The 23,863-nt window shown below is 70.4% G+C and carries 1 protein-coding gene (running past one end of the window); it reads left to right on the forward strand.

Annotated features, from left to right (window positions below; genetic code table 11):
* Nucleotides 1-23,863: the 5' portion of an alanine racemase gene (gene alr / locus K1T35_RS01045; RefSeq protein WP_220258323.1), read on the forward strand. It continues 11,726 nt past the right edge of the window; only the first 23,863 of its 35,589 coding nucleotides appear in the window; the start codon lies at nucleotides 1-3; its stop codon lies off the right edge, out of view.

Raw genomic sequence — 23,863 nt, forward strand, 5'->3', positions numbered from 1 at the left:
ATGCGTGCGCAAACCGTGTGGGACGGAGAGGCCATCGGCCTCACCGTGCCCGGTTGCGCCTGCGTCCGGTTGCGCTCCTCGTGGCCGGAGCGGTTTGTGACCGCCCTCCGGTGGGTGCTCGGTACTGCTGCCGCGGTCGTCGTCCTGTGGATCGGCGCGGCGTTCCTCGCGACGCCCGCATCCGCGGCCGCAGCCCTTCCCGCGGCGGCTGCGGCTCAGCACGGCCTCCTGAGGGGAGGTGTCATGAGGCCGGCGGCAAGCAATGGCGACGGCGAGGGGAATTCCGACAAGAAGAAGTCGGATGACGGGGGCAGCGATTCCGACGGCGGAGATTCCGACGATGAGAAGAAGTCGGATGGCGACGGCGAGGAAAAGCAGTCCCGCGAGAAGAAGTCGAAGGACGACGACGAGTCGGGCGACGGCGATGGCGAGGCAAGCCCCAGCCTGGCGAGTTCGGGCGACGACGAGGGCGACGACGAGGATCGGCCGACGCCCAAGAAGAAGTCCAAGGGCAAGGAAGAGTCGGGCGACCGCGAGGACAAGGCACGGCAGAAGAAGAAGGCCGACGACGAGAAGGATGCGGACGACGAGTCGTCCGTGAAGGTCACAGTCAGGCTGGTCGAGTCCGATGAGGATGCGGACGAGGACTCGGACGAATCGAAAGAGGCCCGGTCGAAGAACGACGCCGAGGCCGATCGCGAGACCTCGAAGTCCGACAAGAAGAAGCCGGGCAAGCCGTCGAAGGCGAAGAAGGACGCACCCGAGTCGGACGATGACGCCGAAGAGGTTGACGCCGACGACGCCGACGTACGGCGGGCCGTTGTTTCGGATCGACGTGAGGGCGGCCGGGTCGGCCATGAGCTGGCGGAGTTCATCCGGGAGCAGAAGGAGCTCCAGGGGGCCGGCCGCGATGGCGACGGCAATGAAGAGGACGAGTCCGGGCCGGACGACGAGCCGGGCAAGCCCTCGACGGGGAAGAAGAACACGTCCGAGTCGGACGAGGATGCTGAAGAGGATCGCGACGCCGATGTGCGGCGGGCCGTTGTCGCGGATCGTCGTGAGGGTGGGCGGGTCGGCCATGAGCTGATGGAGTTCATCCGCGAGCGGAAGGAGCTTCAGGGCGCCCGCGACGAGGACGGCACCGAGGACGACCAGTCCGAGTCGGACCGTGAGCGGCCACAGCGCGACAGTGCTGATCGGTCGAAGGACAAGACGACGCGATCGGGCGAGAGCCACGACGACACCGGGCGCCGGTGGAAAGAGATCGCGGCTGCCGTGCGGGACGCCGTGGACGAGCGTGCCGGCGATGATCGTAAGGAGTCCGCGGAGAAGTTCCGCGAGATCGTGCGGGACGTGTTGCGCAAGAGCGACGACCGCGGTGAGCGGGCGACGTCCAAGTCGTCCGACGACGAGGAACGCGACACGGCAGCTGACGGCGCCGACGTCGTCTCCACGCTCGTTGCGCTCGCGGACGACCCGGACAAGGTGACGGCGGAGGGACACCGGGCCACGAGGACGGGCTCGGAGGAGTCACGAGGGCCACCGTCCTCCGACAACGAGACGGACGACGACGAGCAGGAGCACGACGACTCGCCCGAGCAGATCGAGAAGGCCCTCCAGCAGCGGATCGACGCGATCGAGAGCGCGGAGGCGCTGGAGAAGGACAAGAAGAAGGTCGCATCGGGTGACCTGTCCGCGAAGCAGTACAAGAAGAAGCAGACCGCGCAGGCGGCGCTGGAGAAGAAGGCAGACGCGGAGGCGGCGAAGCTGTCGCCGGACGACGCCGAGCTGATCGACGAGGTCGTCAACGGTCACCGCACGCTGGAGAAGCGCGAGGCGCAGCTCGCGGCGGAGAAGAAGAACGTCAAGGCCGGGAAGGTCGACGACGAGACCTACGAGGGCCACGTCGAGGCGTTCGAGGAGCACCGGGACGACCTGTACGAGGCCACCGACGAGCTTCGCGAGGCCGCCGGCCACGACGAGCTGGGCAGTATCTCCGAGGACGACCTCGACGGTGAGGGGTCGGTCGCCGGCTGCGGATCGAGCGGCGCGTTCCTCGCGTGCGGGGCGGCCAGCGAGAACGACGACGGCGACACCCAGGAGGACCGGTGTGTCGGGCTGGCTGGTGTGTCCGGCTGCGGCGTCAAGGCCGGCGGCGGGGACGACAAGGCGGCCGCGACGTGCTCGGATCGGGGCTGCCGGAGCAACGCGACCAGCGGTGAGAACACCGCGACCGCCTGGTGCTCGGCCGGTACGGACTGCCAGCAGCGGGCCCACGCCGACTCGGGCGGTGCGGAAGCTGACTGCAGGACCGGTTCCGGCAGCTGCCGGGTGAACGGCTCCGGCACCGCCCGCGACTCTGACGAGGCGACTCTCGTGAGCACAGAGGGCCGCCGCCACGGCAGTGCCGCTGCCGACTGCTCCACGAAGACCGGTGGGTGCGACACCTCCGTCGCGGTGGACGTCCGCAACGACGCATCCGCCGAGGCCGAGACCGGGTGCGACTCGGACTCCACCGGCTGCCGCGGTGGCGCGTCGACCAAGAGCGATGCCGACGTCCGTGACGCCGCGGCGCAGCGGGCCGGCGTGCGGACGGCGGCCGACAAGAAGGTCGCCGACCCCGCCGCGAAGGCAACGGGCTCCGCCTCCTGCACGGTGAGCGCCGGCTCGTGCCGCGCGCAGAGCGGCTCCGACGCTGACGGCGAGTCCTCCGACGTGGATGCCGGCGTCACCGCGTCCGTCGAGCTCGACTGCGAGGGCGCCTGCAGCGGAGAGACCGCAACCAGCGGCACCGCGAGCGGCGTGAACGCCGGTACGACCCGGACCAGCAGCGGCTCCAGCGGCTGCGAGGTGCGGGGCGGGGACTGCGGGGCGCGCTCGGACACCGCGGTGGGCCACGCAGTCGACGTCACCGACACCCCGGCCGGCGTCGCCACCGGTCCAGGAGTCACCGATGGCGACGGGTACGCCTCCAGCTCCACCGATGCCGATGCGGCCTGCGATGACGTGGCCGGGTGCTCCGGCTCGGCGCGGACGGCCACATCGGGCACGGTCAGCAGCCTTGCAACGGGCGCGGTGCGGACCACGAGCGCGTCGAGCAGCTGTGCCGCGACGGCCGGTGACTGCACGAGCGCCGCGTCCTCGCAGGTCGCCGACGACTCGCGGGAGTCGGATGAGCTGACTCCGGCAGGCCGTGTGCTGACCGCCTCCAGCCAGGCCGGCGCCGACGTGGCGTGCGAGCTTGTCGAGTGCGGCGGCTCGAGCACCGCGACGACGAAGGGTTCGGCCTCCGGTGACATCACCGGGGTGCGTGACAGCGTGGCAACGGCGTCGTGCACGGCCGACGGTGCGGGCGGGGGTTGCGCCGCCGACTCGGTGAGCGACGTCGCCGATCGCGAGCCGTCGGACACCCCCGGCGCCGTGACCGGCCCAGTGGCCACCTCGGATGCCACGGTCCAGGCTTCGTGCGCCGGTGGCGAGGGCACGTGCAGCGTGTCCGGCACCGCGTCGAGCAGCGCCCGCGACACCGCGGTGAGCCCGGACCGGCGTGGTACCAGCGCGACCACGACGTGCACCGTCGAGGGCGGCACATGCGGCGGCACCGCGTCGTCGGCGGCCTCGTCCGCGCCGGACTACGCGGCGGTCGACCCGAAGACCGGGCTGCCTGCGGCCGGCCCGTCGAGCGCGTCCAGCTCGAGCGCACAGCTGGACTGCCCGCAGGGCTGCACCGGCACCGCGTCCAGCTCGGCGACGGGCATGGACGGGAAGCTGAAGCGGTCCTCGACCGGCTCGGTGAGCTGCACCTCGACCGGTGGCGCCTGCTACGGGCAGACCACGTCGGTCGCCTCGACCTCGCCCGGATCCGCGCAGCAGCTGTCGGCCGACACCACGGTGAACGCCGCTCGCCAGGTGGCCGGCCCGTCGGCCGCGTCCGTGTCGGGTGCGCAGTTGGTCTGCGCCGGGCAGACGACCTGCGACGGCAAGGTCACCAGCGCGGCCTCGGCCGTGGACCCGAGCGTGTCGCCCGACCCGCGTGGCTCCCGCAGCGAGGGCTCCTGCACCGGCGTGACCGGCGGCATCTGCCAGGCCGTGACGAACTCGGGCTCCTCGACCGAGCCGAACGCCTCGATCATCACGCCGATCATGACGGCCGCCAGCACGTCGAATGCTGACATCAGCACCACCACGGACGAGCCCGTCGAGGGCGACACCGACGCTCCGGCCCAGGCGCCTGCGACCCCGGTCGCGCCGGGTTCGAGCGCCAGCTCCGGCGGCCCGACGGTGCCGGGCGCGTCGAGCTGGACGACGGCCTCGGCCACCCTGGACTGCGCCGGCGCCACCGCCTGCTCCGGCACGGTCGGCAGTTCCGCGTCCGGCAGCGACGGACCGGCGAACCTGAACGGGTCCGGCGGGGCTCGCGGCCCACCGGAAGGCGTCGCACGCACTACCAGCAGCTGCACCGCAGCCGACTCCGGCTGCCAGGCCCAGACCAGCTCCACCGCGGGATCCGGCCAGGTCGTGGCCGACATCATCGCCGAACAACAGAACACCGTCGCCGAGCAGGCCACCGCGTACGCGGAGCAGGCTCAGCAGGTCGCCGACGAGGCAGCGCGGATCGCCGCGGACTCCGGCGCAACGGCGGCGGAGAAGAAGTACGCAGCCGACGCGGCGAAGGCCGCGAAGGCTGCGGCCGACGCCGCCACGCTGGCTGCGAAGCCGGTGACGGGCGCGCCGGCCACGCTGGCCCAGTCCGACGCCGCTGCGCACTGTGTCACCGCCGGCTGCACCGCGACCACCACGGGCGCCACCTCCGGCCTGGCCGGCGACTCGCGCACCGAGGCCACCTGCACTGCGGCCGCCTCCGGGTGCCGTGTGACCAGCGAGGCCAGCGCCCAGCTCAGTCGGACCGAGGGGCCGCTCCCGGGCTTCTCCGGCAGCGGCGAGGCCGGCTCCCAGGCCGAGTGCCCCGAGGCCGGCTGTACCGCCCGGCTCACCGCCACCGCGGACGCAACCGCGGGCTGGAAGGGCCAGCGCAGCACCAGCTCCGCCGACGGTTCGACGTCCTGCGACGGCACCACCGCGTGCCTGGCGCAGATCACCGCGGGCTCCGCGGTGTCCGTCACCGCCCCCGGCGTGGCGCGGGAGGCCCGGTTCGCCACGACCGCCGCGTCGGTGGGCGCGGTTTGCGACAACGGCACCGAAGGCGGCTGCGTCACCCGGACCACGAGCACGACCAGCACCGTCGCGGGGAAGAAGACCACGGGGAAGGCCACCGCGACCTGCGCGGCGGCTGGTGCCTGCCGGTCCGAGACCACCGGCTCCGTCGTGCCCGACCTGACCGAGGTCTCCGCCGCGTGCATGGGTACCGGCTGCCGCGCCCGCACGCAGGCCACCGCCGAGCACGCCGGGCTGGACGGCAACGGGACCAACATCGCCATCTCGCGCTCCGCCTGCACGGCCGGCGCGGGCGGTGCCTGCCTGACCTCCAGCCAGGCCGGGGCGACCGAGACCGGCACGCAGGTCTCCGCCGCCTGCCAGGGCAGCGAGGGCTCGACCTGCTCGCATAGCATCTACGCCAAGAGCGCCGCGCACAGCGTGACCGGTGGCAACGAGGCGTCGGCGAAGGCCACGTGCAAGGCGAGCGGTGGAGCTGGCGGGGGTTCGTGCGCCACCAGCGCCGTCACCCAGACCACCGAGAACAGCGCTATGGCCGCCGCGTACTGCCAGGGCAGCAAGGGCACCGACTGCTCCTACTCGTACCGGGCGCACAGCTCCGCGTCGGCGGGTTCGGCGTACGGCACCGCGACCGGCCATGGTGAGGGCACCTTCGGCGGCGGCCAGGTGATGACCACCGCCAGCGCCCAGTCCATGGCGAACGGTGCCGCCGCCTCGGCGTCCTGCCAGGGCACGCCGGGCACCGAATGCAGCCACTACTACGAGGCGAGCGCCTCGGCGTACGCCAAGGACCCCAATACCGGCTCGTGGGCCGAGGCGTCCGCCCACGGCTCCGGCCGTGGTGGCATGGGCGGCGGCGGGGTGGCGGTGTCCGCGTGGGCCCAGGCTGTGGGTGACACCGCGACGGCGGGGGCCTCCTGCACCGGTGCAGCGAACTGTGATGCGCACTTCTACGCGTACGCGGCCGACGAGGCGGTCGGCCGTCGATCGGATGCGACCGGGCGGCTCTGGGAGGACAAGGCGACGTACTGGGCCAGCTGCTCGGGCAGCGGCAACGGCCACTGCGGCGTCACCGCGGTTGCGAACCCGGCCGATCCAGACGGGGGCGCCGCCGAATGCTGGGGCAACTGCGACAACCTCCTCCAGGACGGCACCAGGACGACAACGGCGCTCGGCGGGCCAGCGGAGGCGGCCCCCGCCCCGCCCGACCCGATCGACGCCGTCAAGGAGTGCGGTGAGGACTGCGTCACGATCGGCTGGGACAAGAACGTCGACGGCAGCTACGACATCGCCTATCAGGACGCGGACGGCACGCTCGTCGAGCTGATCTGCCCGGCACCGTGCACGCCGGGTTCGGAGAACTCTGTGGTTAACGGCGGTGACGGCCAGCGTTTCGAGGTCACCGACGACGGCGTGGTGACCACCAACCCGTCGGCAGACGGCAAGCCGGACGACGAATGTGGCTCCACGCAGGGGTGCGGGCTTGCCCGTGACGCGGACGGCAACGGGAAGGGCTGGGTGGAGGACAAGGGCTACGTCTACGACGGGAACAGCGGTTCCCGAATCACCTACGACGGCGACCATTCTTCGCTCGGATACGGCTCGCCGCTCGAGTTCCAAGGGCTTGGCGAGAATCCGGCGTCCAACAACGAGGCCACCTTCACCAACGCCGAGGGTGCCCCGTTCACCACGACCTGCTTCGGTGGCTGCTCGGGGAGCATCAGCAACGCCGACATCGGCAACGATGTCTGGACCGACCACATCGACATCGACCACAGCCCGTACGTGCTCACCGGCCGGGACGGGCTGGGGAGCGCCGCGAACCTCAGCTTCCACGGCAAGGGGACCGTCACCACCGCCGAGGGCGACATCATCGACGCCGATGGCAACGGCGCGGACCCGGGTGGCACCTGGACCTCCATCATCACCCGGGATGCCTTCGGCAACCCCGGCATGTACAGCATCACCGGTGGTCAAACCGGAGCTGTCTTCCTTGCGGAGAAGTCGCGCTGGTACCACCAGAACGAAGAGAGTCGCGTGGAATCGTCGACGACGGGTGCCCCGGTAGTTGTCACCCCGACCAGTTTGTATATCCCTGGTGAAGAAATCTCGACGGAGAGCACGCTCGTCGGCGCGGACAATCACATCACCGTCTTCACGCCCAACGGTGCCGGCAAGGGCGGATCGATGGAGTGCCTCGGCGACTGCACCCCGATGAGGCCCACTGACGTCCTCGACCCGTCGACCGGCCGGCCGATCTATGAGCCGGACTGGTCTGCGGGCGAGGACCGCCTGATCTACGAGGAGTTCGGCACCGGGGAGGGCGTCGCCCCGAACGGCCTCGTCACGGTCGAGTTGCTCGACCGCGCGGGCTCCACCGCCCGGGCCTCGTACGGCGAGAACGACAACTACGCGACCTGTGTCGGCGCGGAATGTGCCTTCACCGTGTACCACCCGGACGCCGACGGGAACGGCGGCGGCGCGATCTGCAGCCACGGCGGCTCCGCAGGCGGCTGCTTCCTCGACAATGCCCATGGGGATTCCCAGCACGCGACCGTGGTGGTGGTGGACGGCGAACCGGTGCCGGTGACGGCCGGGCTGCTCTTCGGCAACGCCGACGGCACCGGCCGCGGCCGGTTCTGCCAGGGCGAGATGTGCGGCGGTATCGGCCCGAACGAGCTCGATCTGCCGCAGATCAACGCGGCGATGGCGGCCGAGCTCGACCCGGGCATCGAGATCTCCGCGGAGATGGCGCAGGAACTGGCCGCGCTCGAGAACGCGGACGGTGAGTCGCTGCTGAACCGGGACTCCGACGACCAGCGCCCGCTGAGCAGGTCCGAGTACGGCGCGCTGCTGGCCGCTGAGGCGAATGGCGAGATCGACCAAGCGGTGTTGGACGCCTATGCCGCGGCCGAGGACGAGCTCGACCTGTCGGCCACCCAGCTGCACGCCCCGCACATGGCGTACTTGGACGCCGCCGTCACGGATATCGAACTCGCCGCCGAGTACGAGGAGCTCGCGCCCGAGATCGACGAACTCAATGTCGTGGTCACGGCGGCGCTGGACGACGACCATATCGACGACGCCGAGTGGGCGGAGATCGAGCCGCTCCGGGACAGCATCGACGAGCAGGCGCCCGGGTTCTTGGAGGAGTGGGCCCCCGCGCAGGAGATGCTCAGCCGCCTTCGTTACGCGGGCTGGACGGTGGAGCAGGACAGGTCCGCGTACGCGTACGTGGGTGAGAACCCGGAGCTGATCGAGCAGCTGATCGACACCTACGACGCGTCCGACGGTCCCCCCACCCCAGAGCAGCAGGAGCAGGCCATCTTGGCGGTCGCCGCGGCGCAGCGAGCGGTCGGGGACGCCCAGTCGAGGATGTACGCCGAGATCGGGGCCCGCACCGAGGAGCTCAACTCGCGCATCGACATGTACAATCAGTTCGCGGCGAGCGTCGAGGCCGGCGGTGGGGCGACTCCTGGCGAGTCGATGTGGCTCAGCAGCGAGTACGCGGCGCTCACCCGGGAACAGGATGAGCTCACCGAGCTCTCCCGGCCGTACCAGGACGTCATCGACGACGCCGAAGCGGCGCTACAGGCGATCGATCTGGCCTATGCCGATGTATCCGAGAATGCCGGGTGGGCGGCCGACCTGCACGAGGCGAACAACCGGCTGAACACTACGAACGAGCTGTATCGCCAACTGCTGGCGTCCGAGCAGCCGCGGCAGCAGGAGCTTTCGACGACCTACGCCGATCTCGACCGGCTCACCAAGCTCGCCTACAACGCGGTCCGCGACCGGCCGCTCACCGCACCGTCGAACTATGAACCAGGCGACAGCGTCGGTACGACTCAGAGTTTGCTGGGCGGGACGTACCTGCCCTCCACCCTGCTGGGTGATTTCGCGAAGATTCATCAGACCGCCATGAACTATCCGGGATGGCGGGACTATGACGGCCCTCTCAATGCCTTCCTCGAGTCGTTCGCGCCGACTGCTGATGCTCAGGCCGCCTGGGCCGCTGCGGGGATTACGCCGAGCCGATGGCAAGACCCTGAGAAGGCGGAGAACACGCTGAGCGGTATCACGGAGGTGCTGGACGGCGACGAAGATGCCGCCGAAGAATGGTCGAGTCACATCGACGAGGTTGCGCCAGGCGCCGACACGGTCGACGTGTTCCGGATGCCTTACTACCAGCCCGCCACCGACAACACCCCGGGATACTGGGGCGAGGTTCTCCTGTTCCGGGTCGACGTCGACGGCAGCGATGACACCGACTATCGGTTCATTGATCAGACCGGCGCGTACTACACAGATCTCTACGATTTCCGTCGGCACAACGAGATGCTCGTCGAGGACGGCACGCTGATCGCACCCAAGGACCTGTCGAGCGACGCTGGAGAAGTCGAGCTGATCTCGACGTCCGGGCGAAAGGTCACCGGGTGGGAAAAGGCCGAGCCGTGGGTCATGAGCGGTCTGGTCGTCGGTGGTGTCATCCTGACGATGAGCGGAGTCGGGGCGCCCATCGGACTCGGGATGATCGGCGCCGGCGTCGGGTACACCACCGCAGACGCGATCAACAACTTCCGTCAACGCAGTGCCCACGGCCAATCCAACAGCTGGTCCAATCCCGCAGCCAGGGCCGACTATCTGACGCTGGCCGGCAACGCGCTGGCATTCACCGGTATCGGTGCAACTGCCCGGCTTTTCGCCACCGGCAGCCGGGGAGTGCTGCTCGGCACTCCGCTCTGGCAGATGCCCAGGTCGAGTATGGGCAGCGCAGTGATGGGCTGGCAGGCCAGCCGCGCCGCATCCCTAGCCGCGGAAAGCGGGGGCCTCCTCAGCCAGGCCCGTTACGCTGCCAGACTCGAGAATGTCGCCATAGCGAGCGACACCGCCGGCTTCGGCGTCTTCGGCGCGACCGCAGTCGAGAGCACGATCGCCACATACCAAGGTTGGCGCGACATGACGCCGGCCCAGAAGGATGAAGCCTGGGGTGGGCTCGTCCAGACCTGGAGCATGATGGCGTTGCCGTTCGCCCTCAAGTACGTGCCTCCCCTGATGATGAAGTTCAACCTGAACTGGCTGCCGGGCCGTCGAAATGCGAACGCCCCCGCAAACAACAGCCACCTCCCGGTCCGCGCTGGAAGACCTGCCACCCTGCGCGAACCAGTTGAGCCGGACGCGGCGAACGTGCGCCGGTCGGACCAGGAGCAGGCGCACCGCGAGGCGGTTCTCGAGGCGGAGGAGGCGCATCGCAAGGCGGTTCTCGAGGCGGAGCAGGCGCATCGCAAGGCGGTTCTTGCAGCGGAGGAGGCACATCGGACTTCGGTTCGTGAGGCGGAGCAGGCGCATCGCGAGGCGGTTCTCGCGCGTGAAGAGGCGCACCGAGCGGCGGTCCGTGCGCAGGAGGCGCGCGCCCGGGAAGGAGCGCAGGGCTCGAACGAGGGCGGCGTGCCCGGCGTGACGTCCCCGCGGACCGGTGCCGACCCGCTCACCGGACGTGACGCCGATCCCGCGTCGGAGAACAGCACCGGCTTCCCGACCGGACAGAAGCCCGAGTTGGGTGAGCAGGACCTGCCGCCTCCGGACGCGACGAACGAAGGCCCGGTCACCGGCTCGCTGCTCGAAACGCTGGAGTCCCAGGACACCACTGGGGAGAGCGTCGTCGGGGCGCTCGAGGGCAGGTACGGACGGCCCTTCCAGAAGACCGATGCCAAGCAGGTCGAGCAGACGCTGGCCGACCTCGAGGACGGCGAGTTCGTTGTCTGGTCCCCTGGCCGTCCCGGCGAGCCGGCCCGCCTATTCAACGCCGTCGTCAAGGGCGGGAAGGTTCGCTACTTCGACCGGGGTCGTGAGCTTGCCTCCGACGACCCGCGCATCCAGAACATCGAGGCCATCCAGCAGGTCGACGGCGGCGAACCCATCACGTTCGGCACCGGTGAGCGTGCGCTGCCACCGCAGCGGTTCGGCACCCGCACGCAGTCCGAAGGCAACACGCAGCGCGCTACCACGCCTGAAGCCGGTGCGAGCCCGGAGGGCATCCCAAGCCTGCGTGACGCGGAGCAGGCGCAGCAGGCGCATCTCGACGCACTCGCCACGGTCGACAAGCTGGCGCGTGACCTCGATCGCGCCCGGAGCGCCGCCCGGAGCGCCGCCCGGAAGAAGGACTACGTCGCGGCCCGGGAGGCGGAGCGCAAGGTTGCGGAACTCGAGCGCAGCCTGGCGGCGGCGCGTCAGGCGGAGGAGGCGGCCCTTGCGAGCCGGGATGCCACGGCCGTCCCAAGCGATCGGGACGTCGAGCAGGCGGAGCGGGCGCATCTCGCCGCGCTCGCCACGGTAGACAAGCTGGCGCGTGACCTCGATCGCGCGCGGAGCGCCGCCCGGAAGACGGACGTCGTCGCGGTGCGGGAGGCGGCGGAGCGCAAGGTTGCGGAACTCGAGCGCAGCCTGGCGGTCGCACGCGAGGCGGCGCGTCAGGCGGAGGAGACGTTCTGGAACGTCCATCGCAGACGGCACCAGCCCACGTACGAGGAAGAGCTGCGCCAGTGGATGGCGGCTGGCGAGGGCCGGGACATCGAGGGGGTCAAGAACCTCGCTGCGCGGTACCCGCAACTGCTCGCGCGGCTGAAGACGGCGCGCCAGACGGGGCGTCCGCTCAGCCAGCTCGAGGCCTACGCGCTGCTGTTCGAGGCGACCCGGCGCGCTCACCCGGACGCGAAACGCCTGAAGGGCGGTTTCACACTTTTCGACGCCCAGATCTCCGGGGGGTTCGTGCTCGACGGCAAACCGGTCGACGGGCGCGGATACGTCCTGGAGATGCCCACCGGCATGGGCAAGTCCGAAACAGCCGTGCTGCCGCTGGGCAGGCGGGCACTGGAGATCAAGGTCAAGTACGGCGCGGACAGCGGGGATCACCTCGTCGTCTACGTCGCCAGAGACGGGGAGCAGGCGCAAGACACCTTCAACAGGCTCAGTCCCATCCTGAAGGAGGTCGGGCTCGACTCCGGCCTGCCGGAAAAATGGGGTCCGGACAGTGCGGAGCGGCGCGCCGAGTACCGCAAGGACGTCGTGTTCGTCTCACGGAACGAGTTCGGGCACGACGGCTTGCGGGACAGCACACAGGCCGATCCGGCGCTGCGCACTCAACCGGACCACCTCGCCTACGTGCTCGCCGACGAGGCCGACCTCGTGTTGGTGGATGCTGCCGGCAGCCCGCTGGCGCTGACCACCCGATCCGACTACCGGGATCCCGCAGCGTGGTACGAGGCCCGGGACCTGGTCGGCAACTCGCTCAAGCCCGGCGAGTTCGACCGGAGGACAGGGACGATCAGCGACCGGCAGTTCGCACGGATCGAGAAGCGCATCGGGCGCAAGCTCACGCCCGAGCAGCGCAAGGGTCTGGTCGCGGCGGCGCAGCGGTCGCTGTCGGTGCGGCGCGATGTTGACTACGTCCTTCCCGACCGAGGCGACCCGATATTGGTCGACGGCCTCAGCGGCTCGGGCCAGCGGGACCACCAGCTCCAGGACGGCGTGCACGAAGCCCTCCTCGCCAGGACCGACCGGCCGATCCGGGCGGCAGAGGACATGATCGCCGAGACCACCGTGGCGAAGATCTACGCCAGGGCCGAGCATCTCGCCGGTATGACGGCCACCCCGGACGTGCGTGGCATGTTCGGCGCGCTGCACGGGCTGGAAGTGGCGAAGGTTCCCACCGCGAACCCTGCCCGCCTCGCGAAGCGGCCCACTGAGCTGTACGTCGGTCGTGACGGCGAGTTGGACGCGACGGTCGCGGAGGTGCGGCTCGTCCGGGACACCGGTGACCCCGCTGCGTTCTACGTTGTCGTCCGGACCCCCAAGAGGGCCAAGGAGGTGGCCAGAGCGCTCGGGGGCGCGGGGATCACACCGGACGTTCTCAGCGCCGAGACCGAGGCGATGCTCACCGCGATCGTCGGTCGGGCGGGCCGGCCGGGCCAGGTCACGGTGGTGACGTATCTGGGCGGCCGTGGCACCAACCCGCGCCTCGGAGGCCGCGGGGCCGGGGCGGACGACGCAGCCCTGGCCGAGGTCAGGGATGCGGGCGGGCTCCACGTCCGGGTGCTCGAGGTCTCCGAATCGGTCCGCGGCACGACCCAGGTCGAAGGCCGCGCCGCCCGCAACGGCGAGCCGGGCGAGTCCCTCGAACGCTACTCGATCAAGGACTCCATCCTGGCCACGCACGGCAACCCCGCGGTGTCCGCGATGTTCCGGGTGGCGGGCCTGTTCCGCGGCAAGGGCACGCCGTTCCGGGGCAAGCTCGTGGAATGGTTCGTCCGCAACGCGCAGAGGCGGGCCGAGAAGCAGGAACTCCAGCACATCCTGGACGTCCATCACGGCAAGGCCACGGCCCGGAGCAGAATCACGAGGACCGTCGAGGGCGGCGCGGCCGGCCCGGTCGCGAAGACCGGCACGACGACCACCTCCACGACCTCAGCGGCGGTCAAGGCCGCGGCTCGCGCCGGTGGCCTGATGGAGCAGCTCGGCCAGGCCCGCGCCCACCTCGCCGCCCACATCACCGGGCAGCGTTCCGGCACGCTGCTCCTTTCCGACGTCGCGGAGCTGAACCGGCTGGAGACCGAGACCGCCCGAGCACTGGCCGCCTACCGCGAGCTGGCCAACCCCGCGGCGAAGGTGGCCGGCGGCGCGGCAGCGGCCACCGAGAACAGCCCTGCGATTGATGCATCCGATGCCAACGGGTTGGCCCTGACACCGTCGGACGTGCGGCAGGTGGCCGAGCAGGCGGCCGCCGGGGATTACCGCGGGGCGATCGAGGCGCTGCACCGGATGGCTGTCGCCCTCGGGCTGGTCACCGGCTTCTCCGAACAGGACGGCGACGAGTGGGGCGCCGCCGGGTGGGCCGAGCTCAGCATCAGGCAGGCCCTCGGCACCCTGCAGCGGATGGCCGCGGGTGCCGACCGGTCGGCGCCGTGGCTGGCCGACGGCTTCGAGGCCGCCGAGCTGGCCGGCCAGCTGAACCGGCTCGAGAACCTCGTTCGCACGATGCCGACCGACGTCACGGCCAACCGGTACGCCGCCGACTTCGCCGGACGCCTGCGCCAGCTCAGCCGTGCCATCGATCTTGCCGACCGGCTGCACATGACCCCGGAAGAGCTGGCCGACACGCTGCTGGTCGGCAGGCGGCTGCTGGCCGAATGGCTGGCCCGCGACACCGTCACCGGCGCCGAACCGTCCCGGCTGGAGCTGCTGCTCATCGGGGAGCTGCAGGTCCTCATCGCGTGGGCGGACGGTGCGACTGACGAGGCGATCGCCGCCGACCTCGGGACCACCGTCGACGAGGTCGACCGGTTGCGCACCAGGGCGATCGACTGGCTGGCTACCGGTACGGGCCGAGGGCTGAAGACCGAGGCGGGCGTCCGGGAGAAGGCGCACGACGACTACCGGAACCGCAAGCCCAAGTCCAAGCTGTGGCTCTTCGTCCGGCGGAAGCTGCACAACGCCGAGAAGAGCGTGGGCCGGGCCGAGGGGGTTCTCTGGAACCGCGGGGACCGCATCGAGGAACTCATCGCGCACATCGACGACCCCAACACGGGTGACGACCGGTACCGGGACCCCGTTTACCGGGCGCTTGTCGAGGCCGGGATCACCTCGATTTCGCATCTCGCCGTGCTGGACGACTCGAGGCTGGCGACGATCGGCATCACCGGCGCTGCCCGCACGGCGCTGCGCAGGGCACTGGAGAAGTCCCAGAGCCGCAACGCGCATCCCGTGCCCGCCGAGCGGCGGCGCGCGGCGGAGCTCGCCGAAGCCATGCGCAACAGCCCGACCGGGCCCACCCGCGACCAGCTGCAGAATGCCCTCCGCGCGGTGCTCGACGAGCACCTCGCGAACGAGGTGAAAGCCGGCCGTCTCACGGACCGGCAGGCTGCTGCTCGGAAGCAGCAACTGGCTGCCATGCCCGAGCTGCTCGTCGAGACCGGCGCGTCGCGCGTCGCGGCCGTCATGCGCGGAATGCCGTCGGCCGGCACCGCCTTGTTCGACCAGGCAGGCGCCCACGACACCCTCGGCGCAACCGAGCTGGAGACGTTGATCGCGCACGCGTCGGGCGCAGTGCACCATCTCGATGGCCGCGCCGACGCCGGGCCCTCGGCACGGCTGGTCGCCCTCGCGGTGTTGTACGAGTACGTCCGCAAGGTCGCGGTTGGCGCCGGCTCGGGTTCAGGTACGGGCGGCGGCAGTGGCGGCCCCGTGGCGATCGGGGACGACGGGCAGGCCCGGACGGCGATGCGGCCGCACGCCGCGGAGCTGCGCGAGGCGGGCGTTCCGTTCAGCCGGGAGCGGTTCCGACACCTGCCGCGTGGCCCGCCGGAGGTTTCGGACGGGATGATCATTGTCGTGCCGGCGGAGATGCGTCCCGCTGGCGCTGAGGGCGTGCTCGCATTCGGGTGGCGCCCCGACGCGGCACGGTCCGGCGGCTACGTCCTGGTGTTCGATGACGTGCTGCGGGAGATCGACCGGCTCATCGCGGCTGACGAGCGGTTCGGCCAGTGGTGGGTGGATCTGCTGCTGCACGAGTGGACGTTCCACCTGTCCGGCCGCGAGCACTCCGATCAGGAACACCGCGCAGACGTTGAGCGTCTGGTCAGGAGGTTCCTGCAGGCTGGCCTCGACGACGCCGTCGACAGGGTGCTCCGCGCGGAGTTCCAGCGGACCCTGACGGATGACAGGTCGCAGATCGTCAAGGACCTGGACCGGTACGTCGAGCGCAACCGCGACAAGTGGATGAGCACGGCTGCCGGAAAGGTGCTCGAGCAGTCCGCCACGCCGGATCGCAGGGTGAGGCCGGCGGACGTGCTCTACGCCGACTTCGGTCGGGATGAGCTCGTCGATGCCGTCCGGGACGGGATCGCGCGTTGGCTGGAGTGGTCGGAGAAGAACACCGGCCGCGCGGACGCCGACTCGGTGATCGCGCTGGACAACCTTCGTTCGACCGACGCGCGAGGCCCCACAGCGCGGGCGTCAGGCCCGATGGCGGCGGCATTGCTGGTGACCCTGCATCCCGCGGTCGGCGACGCGCTGACTGCCGGTAGCGGTGGTTCGGGAACGGCCGGTGGCAACCAGCTGGGATCGATCGAAAGGGACGGGCACCAGCCACAGCTGGCCGGGCCGGGTCCGTCGGTGCTTCCGGCGGTCGGGCGGGTCATCCGGCGCACGTTCGACGCCCTGGCTCGCGGCCCTCCGCGATGGCTGTGGAACGGGATACGAGGGGCTAATGGATGGGTCGCCGCCACCCCGCATCGTCAGATCGCCGCCAGTGCGGTCATCGTCACGCTGGGCGCCATCATCGGGTATCTCGGGTCGCTCGACGGATTCGCTGCCGCCCTCGTGCCGTGGCTCGGCAACGGCCGGATAGACAAGCGCTTCGAGAACGCGTGGTCGCGGGCGGCGATGTTCAGTCGGGAGCTGCGGAGGCTCTCGTTCGAGTCGTTGTGGCGGCACTACGAGCGGCGGGCCGAGCAGTTCGAGCGGATGGCTGCGGAGGCGCGCCGCGCTTCGGCCGGTGTGATGCGCAATGCCGCCCTTTGGCTGCTGACTTTGAGCGCCCGTGCCGGTCGCCGATCGCAGGTGCTCCCCGTCGTTCTCCTCGGATTGATCGTCACCGTTGGGCTCACCGCCGGGGAAGCGTGGCTGCAGGGCGCAATAGGTAGCGGTGTCGTTGGAACAGAGACCGGCTCGATCGCCGGGGTCCTCATGTGGCCCTGGTGGCGTGGTGCCGCAAAGAATGGCGGTTCACGTGGGCCGGGCGGTGGCCCGACCGATGCCGCGCCGGTCAGCGGGTCATCGGAGCTTCCGGTCGTGGGTAAATCCGTGCCCGCGCCGAAGGGCAACCAGGTGGCCCAGATCGGCCACGATGCGCGGGCGCGTGCCCCACCGGCACCGCCGCGCTTCGTGTCGAGCAAGTGGGGTCTCATCGACACCGAGTCACCTGCGCTGCGCGCACAGATCGAGACGGTGGTTGAGTCACTGGCGACCACCGGAATGCCCCCGCCCGGTATTCCGCGGGGCAGAACTCCAGGATTCCCGAAGGGAGTGTTCGCCAACCTCGAGGGCGCGCTGCCCGCGCATCCTGTGGACCCGCACTACTACCTGGAATCGGACGTCAACCCGAAGTGGCCGGTCGTAGACGATGCGGGCAAGATCGTCGGAAAGGCTTTGCGAGACTCTGAACGGATCGTTCGCGGAGCGGGCGGTGAGGTGTACTACTCACCGGACCACTACGGAACATTCCGCCGTATCGACCGCGGCGCGGGAGCAGATCAGGCTTCCGCGACCTCTGGCTCGAGTAGCGGGTCGGGAACGAACGGCGGTGGCCAGCAAGGCGCGATCGAGGCCGATGAGTTCGGGTCGCCGTCGGTCATGTCGGGCTGGTCGGCGCTCTCGTCCGCTGGCCACGTGATGCGTCGCGGTTTCGATGCGCTGGCTCGGGGGCCCCCGCGGTGGCTGCGCGCCGTTGTCGCCGCGGCGAAGGCGATGTTCCGAACTGTGCTCGGGTCGGCCGTCATTCAGCGCGCCGTCCGGCTGCTGCAGGCGGGGCTGTCATGGCGGGCTGTCGGCCGGGTGGCGCTGGTGGCAGCCGTCGCCGTCGCGGTCGTGCTACTCGTCGCGGGGTCGGGTGAGGCGCATCCGGCCGCCGACACGGCACACGCCACGGTCGGCGCGGGTGTCTTCCTCGTGCCGCTGCTCGGCCCCCGCCGGAACGGTGGTCGAGCTGCGGCCTTGCGCGCCCTGCGTACGCAGGCCAAGGGCGGACCGCTAGGCGCCGCACTGGAGGACCTCGGTCCCGCCGCACGGGCGGACGCGATGGCACAGGCGCAGTACAAGGAGCGCTACGCGTGGGCGGGCCGGCTGTACCGGGACCGCGCGAAGGGTGCGGGCGGAACGGGCCTGGTTCTGAAGATCGCCAAGGAGTTGCACATCACTACTCCCGAGGAGGTCCACGCGCAGATCGTCACCGACCAGCTGTTCGCGGCTCCAGACTTCACCGTGTTCTCGAAAGAGGGTGACGACCTCCTGGCGGACGTTGCCGCCGAGACCGACACGCGGCGCAGAGCAGCGGCGGCGGCCGACACAAAACTGGCCGCCGTTCTGGATGTGGTCCGAACCGCAATCGAGCCGTCCGTGACCGCGGGGGCGTCGGATCGGCGGATCGTGAGGGCTCTCGGGATCGACGCCGATCTGCGGTACCTGCTCTTCCCGGCGCCGGTGGCGCGAAACAGCGGGGAGTCCTCGAAATCGTCGGATGCGCGGGTGGAGCACATCGCCGCGTCGGTCGACTTCGCCGAGCGCCGGGCGTGGGTGCGCTGGGCATCCGATGAGCTGGCGGGTGCGTGGGCGGACGCCGAGATCACGAGGAGGCTGGCCGCCGCGCTCGAGCTGGACGAGGTCGAGGTCGCCTCGATCCGGACCCACGGCCCGGGGATGCCGCGCGCCCCGCCCGGGCTTGCCGGCCGCACGCTCACCCCGGACCAGGTGCTGGCGGAGCTCACCGCGCTCAGCACGACTCGACGCGATCGCCTGGCTCAGGCCACCGCGGCTCTGGCGGCGCTTCCTGCCTCCCACACCAAGGACGTCGCGGGTGCGGCGCCGATCCTGACCGACTGGTTGATCCTCCCGGCGTTGGCCCAGCTGCGTGCGCTCGGCCTGCGCGTGACCGGGCGCGGCAACCGCATCATCATCTCGTTGCCGAAGGGTCTGCAGGCCGATGTTCGGCTCGAGGAAGCAGTGACGGCGTTCGGGAAGTTCGTCGACGGGCACCTGCACCACTTCGGCTACCCGTACCACCGGGTGACGTCGCTGGGCGGGCTGGTGAAGGACCTGCTGTTCGCCGGTCACGACATGGTGTTGACGTTCCACCCGATTCCGCAACGGATCAAGGGGCTGGGCTACTACGGCGACGTCGACGCACAGGTGGTGTCGACCCGGTTCGGGACGTCGATGCTCGCGATGCGCGGCAAGCTCACCGACGCCCACCTGTTCGAGGCGATCCGCGAGTTGCCTGCGGACATCGGGTGGCGGGTGATCGGCGGCATCACCGGTGGTCGGTTCGACATCCCAGGCCTGGGGCTCTACCTGCGGGTGATGGTGATTCTCAACCCGAACCTGGGGTTCCTGTTAGGTGAGACGACCCTGAACAAGGAGAACGTCACGCTGCAGCTCGGGCCGCAGTCGGCGAACCTGCTCGACCCCGACTACGCCCCGACCCTGGAACGGGTGCGCACCGCGATTCCGCGGCTGCGCAGCGCGCTGGCCGGCGGGGTGCTCGACCTTGCCGCCTACCGCAAACTGGCCGCCGCCCTGGATGAGATCGCTTCGTTGCAGGGCGTGGACCTCGGGCTGCAGCTGGTGCGGAAGCTGCACTACCTGGCCGACCCGAACCAGGTCGGGCGCGACGACGAGCTGCAGCGGCAGTTCCGGGATGCCTTGCTCCGGATCGGGGTCGGCCAGGCCGAGCTCAAGGCATACTCGATCACCCGGGTGTACGGGCGGAGGCTGAGGGAGTTCCTCGAGTTCCTCGAGGAGACCGGCGCGGTCGGCGTGATCCACAACGACGCGGGCGAGCCGATCTTGGGACCGGACGGCTTCCTGATCGCCGGTCCGTCGGACTGGCGCTACGTGATGGCGTTGCTCGCCGCGCTACGGGAGCACCCCCGGGCCCGGGTGATCATGGCGCACCTGGGGACCGGGAAGTTCACCACGCTCTCGCGTGGGTACCTGAAATTCCTGGAAGACGAGGTGGTTGGCAAGCGGAACCAGCTGTTCCCGAACCTGTACATCGACGTGTCCTGGAACGACCTCGCCCAACACATCCAGGAGACGCCGCAGCTGCGGGCGGACTTCGAGCGGATCGTGGCCAGCCGCTTTGACATGTTCGTGTTCGGCACCGACGGGGTGAAGCCGGCGAACGTGGAGCACTACGAGCGGCATCACCGCGACATGGCGCACATCCTGGAGGCGATTGACCGGCGCGCCGCACAGGACGGCCACCCGGGAGTGGCCGAGGCCATCAGATACCGCAACCTCATCACGCTGCTGACGGCCGCCCGGTCCGATGTGCAGGCGTGGGCGCTGGCGAACATCGCGTCCGGGAACTGGGACGAGGTACTGAACGCGTTCCCGCGACGCGACCGGGAACGCGTACGCGCGTGGGCCGAGCTGCAGCGCCTCCGGGGCGCGACCCCGCGGTCGGCACTGGAAACCCATCCTGGGCCGAACCCGCTAGCCAACCAGCAGGTCGCGGACCTGCTGGGCTGGCGGCACGCGATCAGCCACCGGTCCGCCGGCGGCCGGCAGACCTTGCGGCTGTGGGCCCATGGGTTGCGGGTCACGGCCCGAGAGTGGTGGCGGACCGTCCGGCCGTCCCGCGCGCCGCCGACCTCGGAGCGCGCGTCCGACGTCGCTCCGCTGCAGCTACAGCCGGGAGAGCAGGCGCCGGCTGCGGGTCATCCGATCGAGGCGCTGATCGCCGCTGATCAGGGCCGCCGGATGGAAGCCTCCGAGGGGCACCAGCGGGAGGCGCTGAGGCTGGTGACGGACCGCCAGCAGATCGTGGAGAAGAACCGTGCGGCGATCAAGGAGCGCACCGCGAAGGTGCTGCGGGCGTTCCGGTGGATCGTCGCCGTGGTCGGTGTCGCCGTAGCCGGGGCGGTGGCGGCCGCCATCCTGCTGATTCCGGAACTGTTGCCGTGGATCAGTTCGGTGGCGTTCATCGTGCGCGGCCTGATCACCCTGATCCGGACGGGTGACCAGGCGCTGACCCGCGTGGTCCACGAGTCGATGGTGGAACGCGGCAAGGTGACGCCGGCCAAGATCGCCTGGCTGTACTGGACGGTGCTGCGCAACGCCGCCGCCTACGGCGTCAGCAGCGACCGGCTGAAGACGTTCCGGGAAGTGACTCGCCAGCTGCTGGTCAACATGTTCCACCAAGACCGCGGCCTGATGCGCAAGCCCCTGCAGAGCGGCGAGTCCGTGCGAGCCCGGCTCGGCCGCATCATCGCCGAGTACTCCCGCTGGTTCGATCTCGCGACCCGGGCGGTCGGGCCGAGCGTGACGTCGCTGCAATCCAGCGGCCCGCAAGCGCGGTGGGGGCGGATCTTCAACGCGGCGATCCTCGTGACCTTCGTCGGGAACCTGGCCTACCACCTGTACGCCACGTACACCGGCATCGTTTCGAGGGCCTTCTGGCTCGACATCATGACCGATGGGCTCTACGCCGTCACCGACACCTTGTTCCTGATCCTCGCGGTGCCCGGGGCGGTGAGCGGCTGGTTCAAGTTCAACAGCGGGGCATGGCCCGAGGCCCGCAAGCTGACGAACTACGTGGCGTTCCCGCTGGTGACGCTGGCCAATGCGGCGCTGACCGCGCTGTTCCTCTACGAGAGCCAGCCGTTCGCCGCGTTCGTGACGGGAACGCTCGCCGTACTGTCGGCGAGGGTCGTCCTCGCCACGATGTTGACCGGAGCGACCGGATACCTGTCCATGCTGGGTCTGCAGACCGAGTTCACCCTCGGCGTGCGCTCCGCCAGGCGACTTCCTACGGCCACAACGTACTTCGCGTTGTCACTGGTCGGGCTTGGGCTGCTGACCGCCCCGAGCCCGCTGCTCCCCGACGTGTCGCTGCTCCTCCCGGTCGTGGGCATAGCCGCGGCTCTCGCGATCAAGAACGGTGTCGCCGCCGCCAAGAAGGCGGTTGCGGGGGCGGTCCGCAAACGTGACGTACTGCGTGACAGTCACGCGGTCAAAACCCTGGTTCTGACCGCGCTGCGGGCCCTCGGCCTCACCGGCGCCGTGGTCGCGCGAGGCGTGGACGCCCTCCTGCCCGCCCTGACGACCGGCGTGACCATCGGTGTGGTCGCCGCCGGAACTCCCGTCGTGGTGGCGGTGATCGTGGGTGCGGTCGTGCTCTACGAGCGGGCCAGGGCGGGCGGGGCGGGTTTCCACCTCCGCCCGATCAGCAAGCAGGACGCCGCCTTGACCGGCATCCGTGCCGGCCGGTCGATTCGCTGGGCCGCCCGGTTGGCGAGGGTCGACCGAGAGCAGATCGTGCGGTGGCTGATCCGCGCCCTTGGCCTCCGCGGCCCACCGCCCACGGCCGTGCGCGACCCTTCTTACGCGGCGACACTCCGCGGTGCACCGCGCTTCCCGCTCCGGCGCTCGTCCCGGCTGGCCCGCCAGCTCGTGGCCGCGGTTCGCGCCGCCGAGGCGCCGGCCCAGCTCGGCACCCCGGAGGCCCTCCGCCTCATCCAGATGTACCGGCACCTGATCTGGGTGGTGCGCCCCGACGGCAGCGTCTGGATCGCCCCGGCAAAGGTTCAGGGGCGATTCCAGATCCACCACGCGGTGCTGTCCGAAGGTGAACCCGTACTGGCCGCGGGGGAGGTGATCCTCCAGGGGCCTGGTCCTCTGGTCGTCGGCATAAAACTCACCGTCGGCAGCCGGCACTTCCGGGCGCACGATGCCGCACCCGAAACCGATCTGCGTGACCTCGCTCGCGCCGCGTTCGCCCGGCACGGTATTGGCTTCCCGAACAACGGATCGCTGGCCGACGTACCTGGCTACGAGCTGACCGGCCGGGCGCAGGAGGACTTCGAGGCTCCCCTCCCGGATCGGATCGCGGGTGGGACGCGGATTGACACGCTGCCGTACGGGGAGCGCGGCCCACCGCTGGTGCTGATCCGCAGGGAGCCGGGCGACCCCGCCGTGGTGGCCTACACCTTCCACGGGCCCGACGGTCCGGTGATCGTGATGTTCGACGACGTCTTCGCCCAGATCCATGCGTTGCAGGACTTCGGACTGGCCGATGACTTCCTGGTCCGGGTCCTTGCTTTCGAGGTGACGTACCGGGTTCTCGGTGGGCCCGAGTTCGGCCGCCGAGCGGACGCACGGGTGCTGATCGACGAGCTGAACGCGGCACGGGCATCGGCGACCGTGGAGGCGGAGGCCGCCAACGACCTGGATGCGCTGCTGCACAACTTCGGGGTGGTGCAGGCGGCGACCGATGCCGTCGTGATGCCGGTGCTCAAGGGCGACGCCTACGGGCATGGGCTCGTTCGGGTGGCACTTGCCCTGGAGGCCGCCGGCGCACAATGGTTCGGCGTCGCCACCCTGAAGGAAGCGCTCACGTTGCGGGCCGCCGGGATCAAGGTGCGGGTGTTTTCCTGGCTGCACAGGCCTGGTCAGGACTTTGCGGTGCCGATCGTGGCGGGCGTCGATCTGTCGGTGAACTCGCGGCGGCACCTGGATGCGATCGCGTCCGGAGCGGTCCGCGCAGGGCGGCGGGCAAGGGTGCATTTGAAGGTCGACACGGGTCTCGGCCGGGGCGGGGTCCCGCTCGCCGAGTGGGAGGACTTCCTCAACCACGTCGAGCGGGCAGTGGCGGACGGGACCGTGGAAGTGGTCGCGGTCTGGTCGCACCTGTCGTACGCCGAAGAGGCCAGTGGTGCCACCACTGCTCAGCAGGCTGACCTGCTCACCGCGGCCTGGGTAGCGGCGCGGAAGCGAGGGCTGGACCCGTGGCGGCATCTCGCCAACTCTGCGGCCGTCATGACCAGTCCGGAGGTGCACTTCGACATGGTCCGCGTGGGCTATGCCCTCACCGGCCTCGATCCGCTGGGCCACGCACCCTCCGAGAGCCCGCTAC

Source organism: Pseudonocardia sp. DSM 110487, assembly GCF_019468565.1.
Taxonomy (GTDB): domain Bacteria; phylum Actinomycetota; class Actinomycetes; order Mycobacteriales; family Pseudonocardiaceae; genus Pseudonocardia.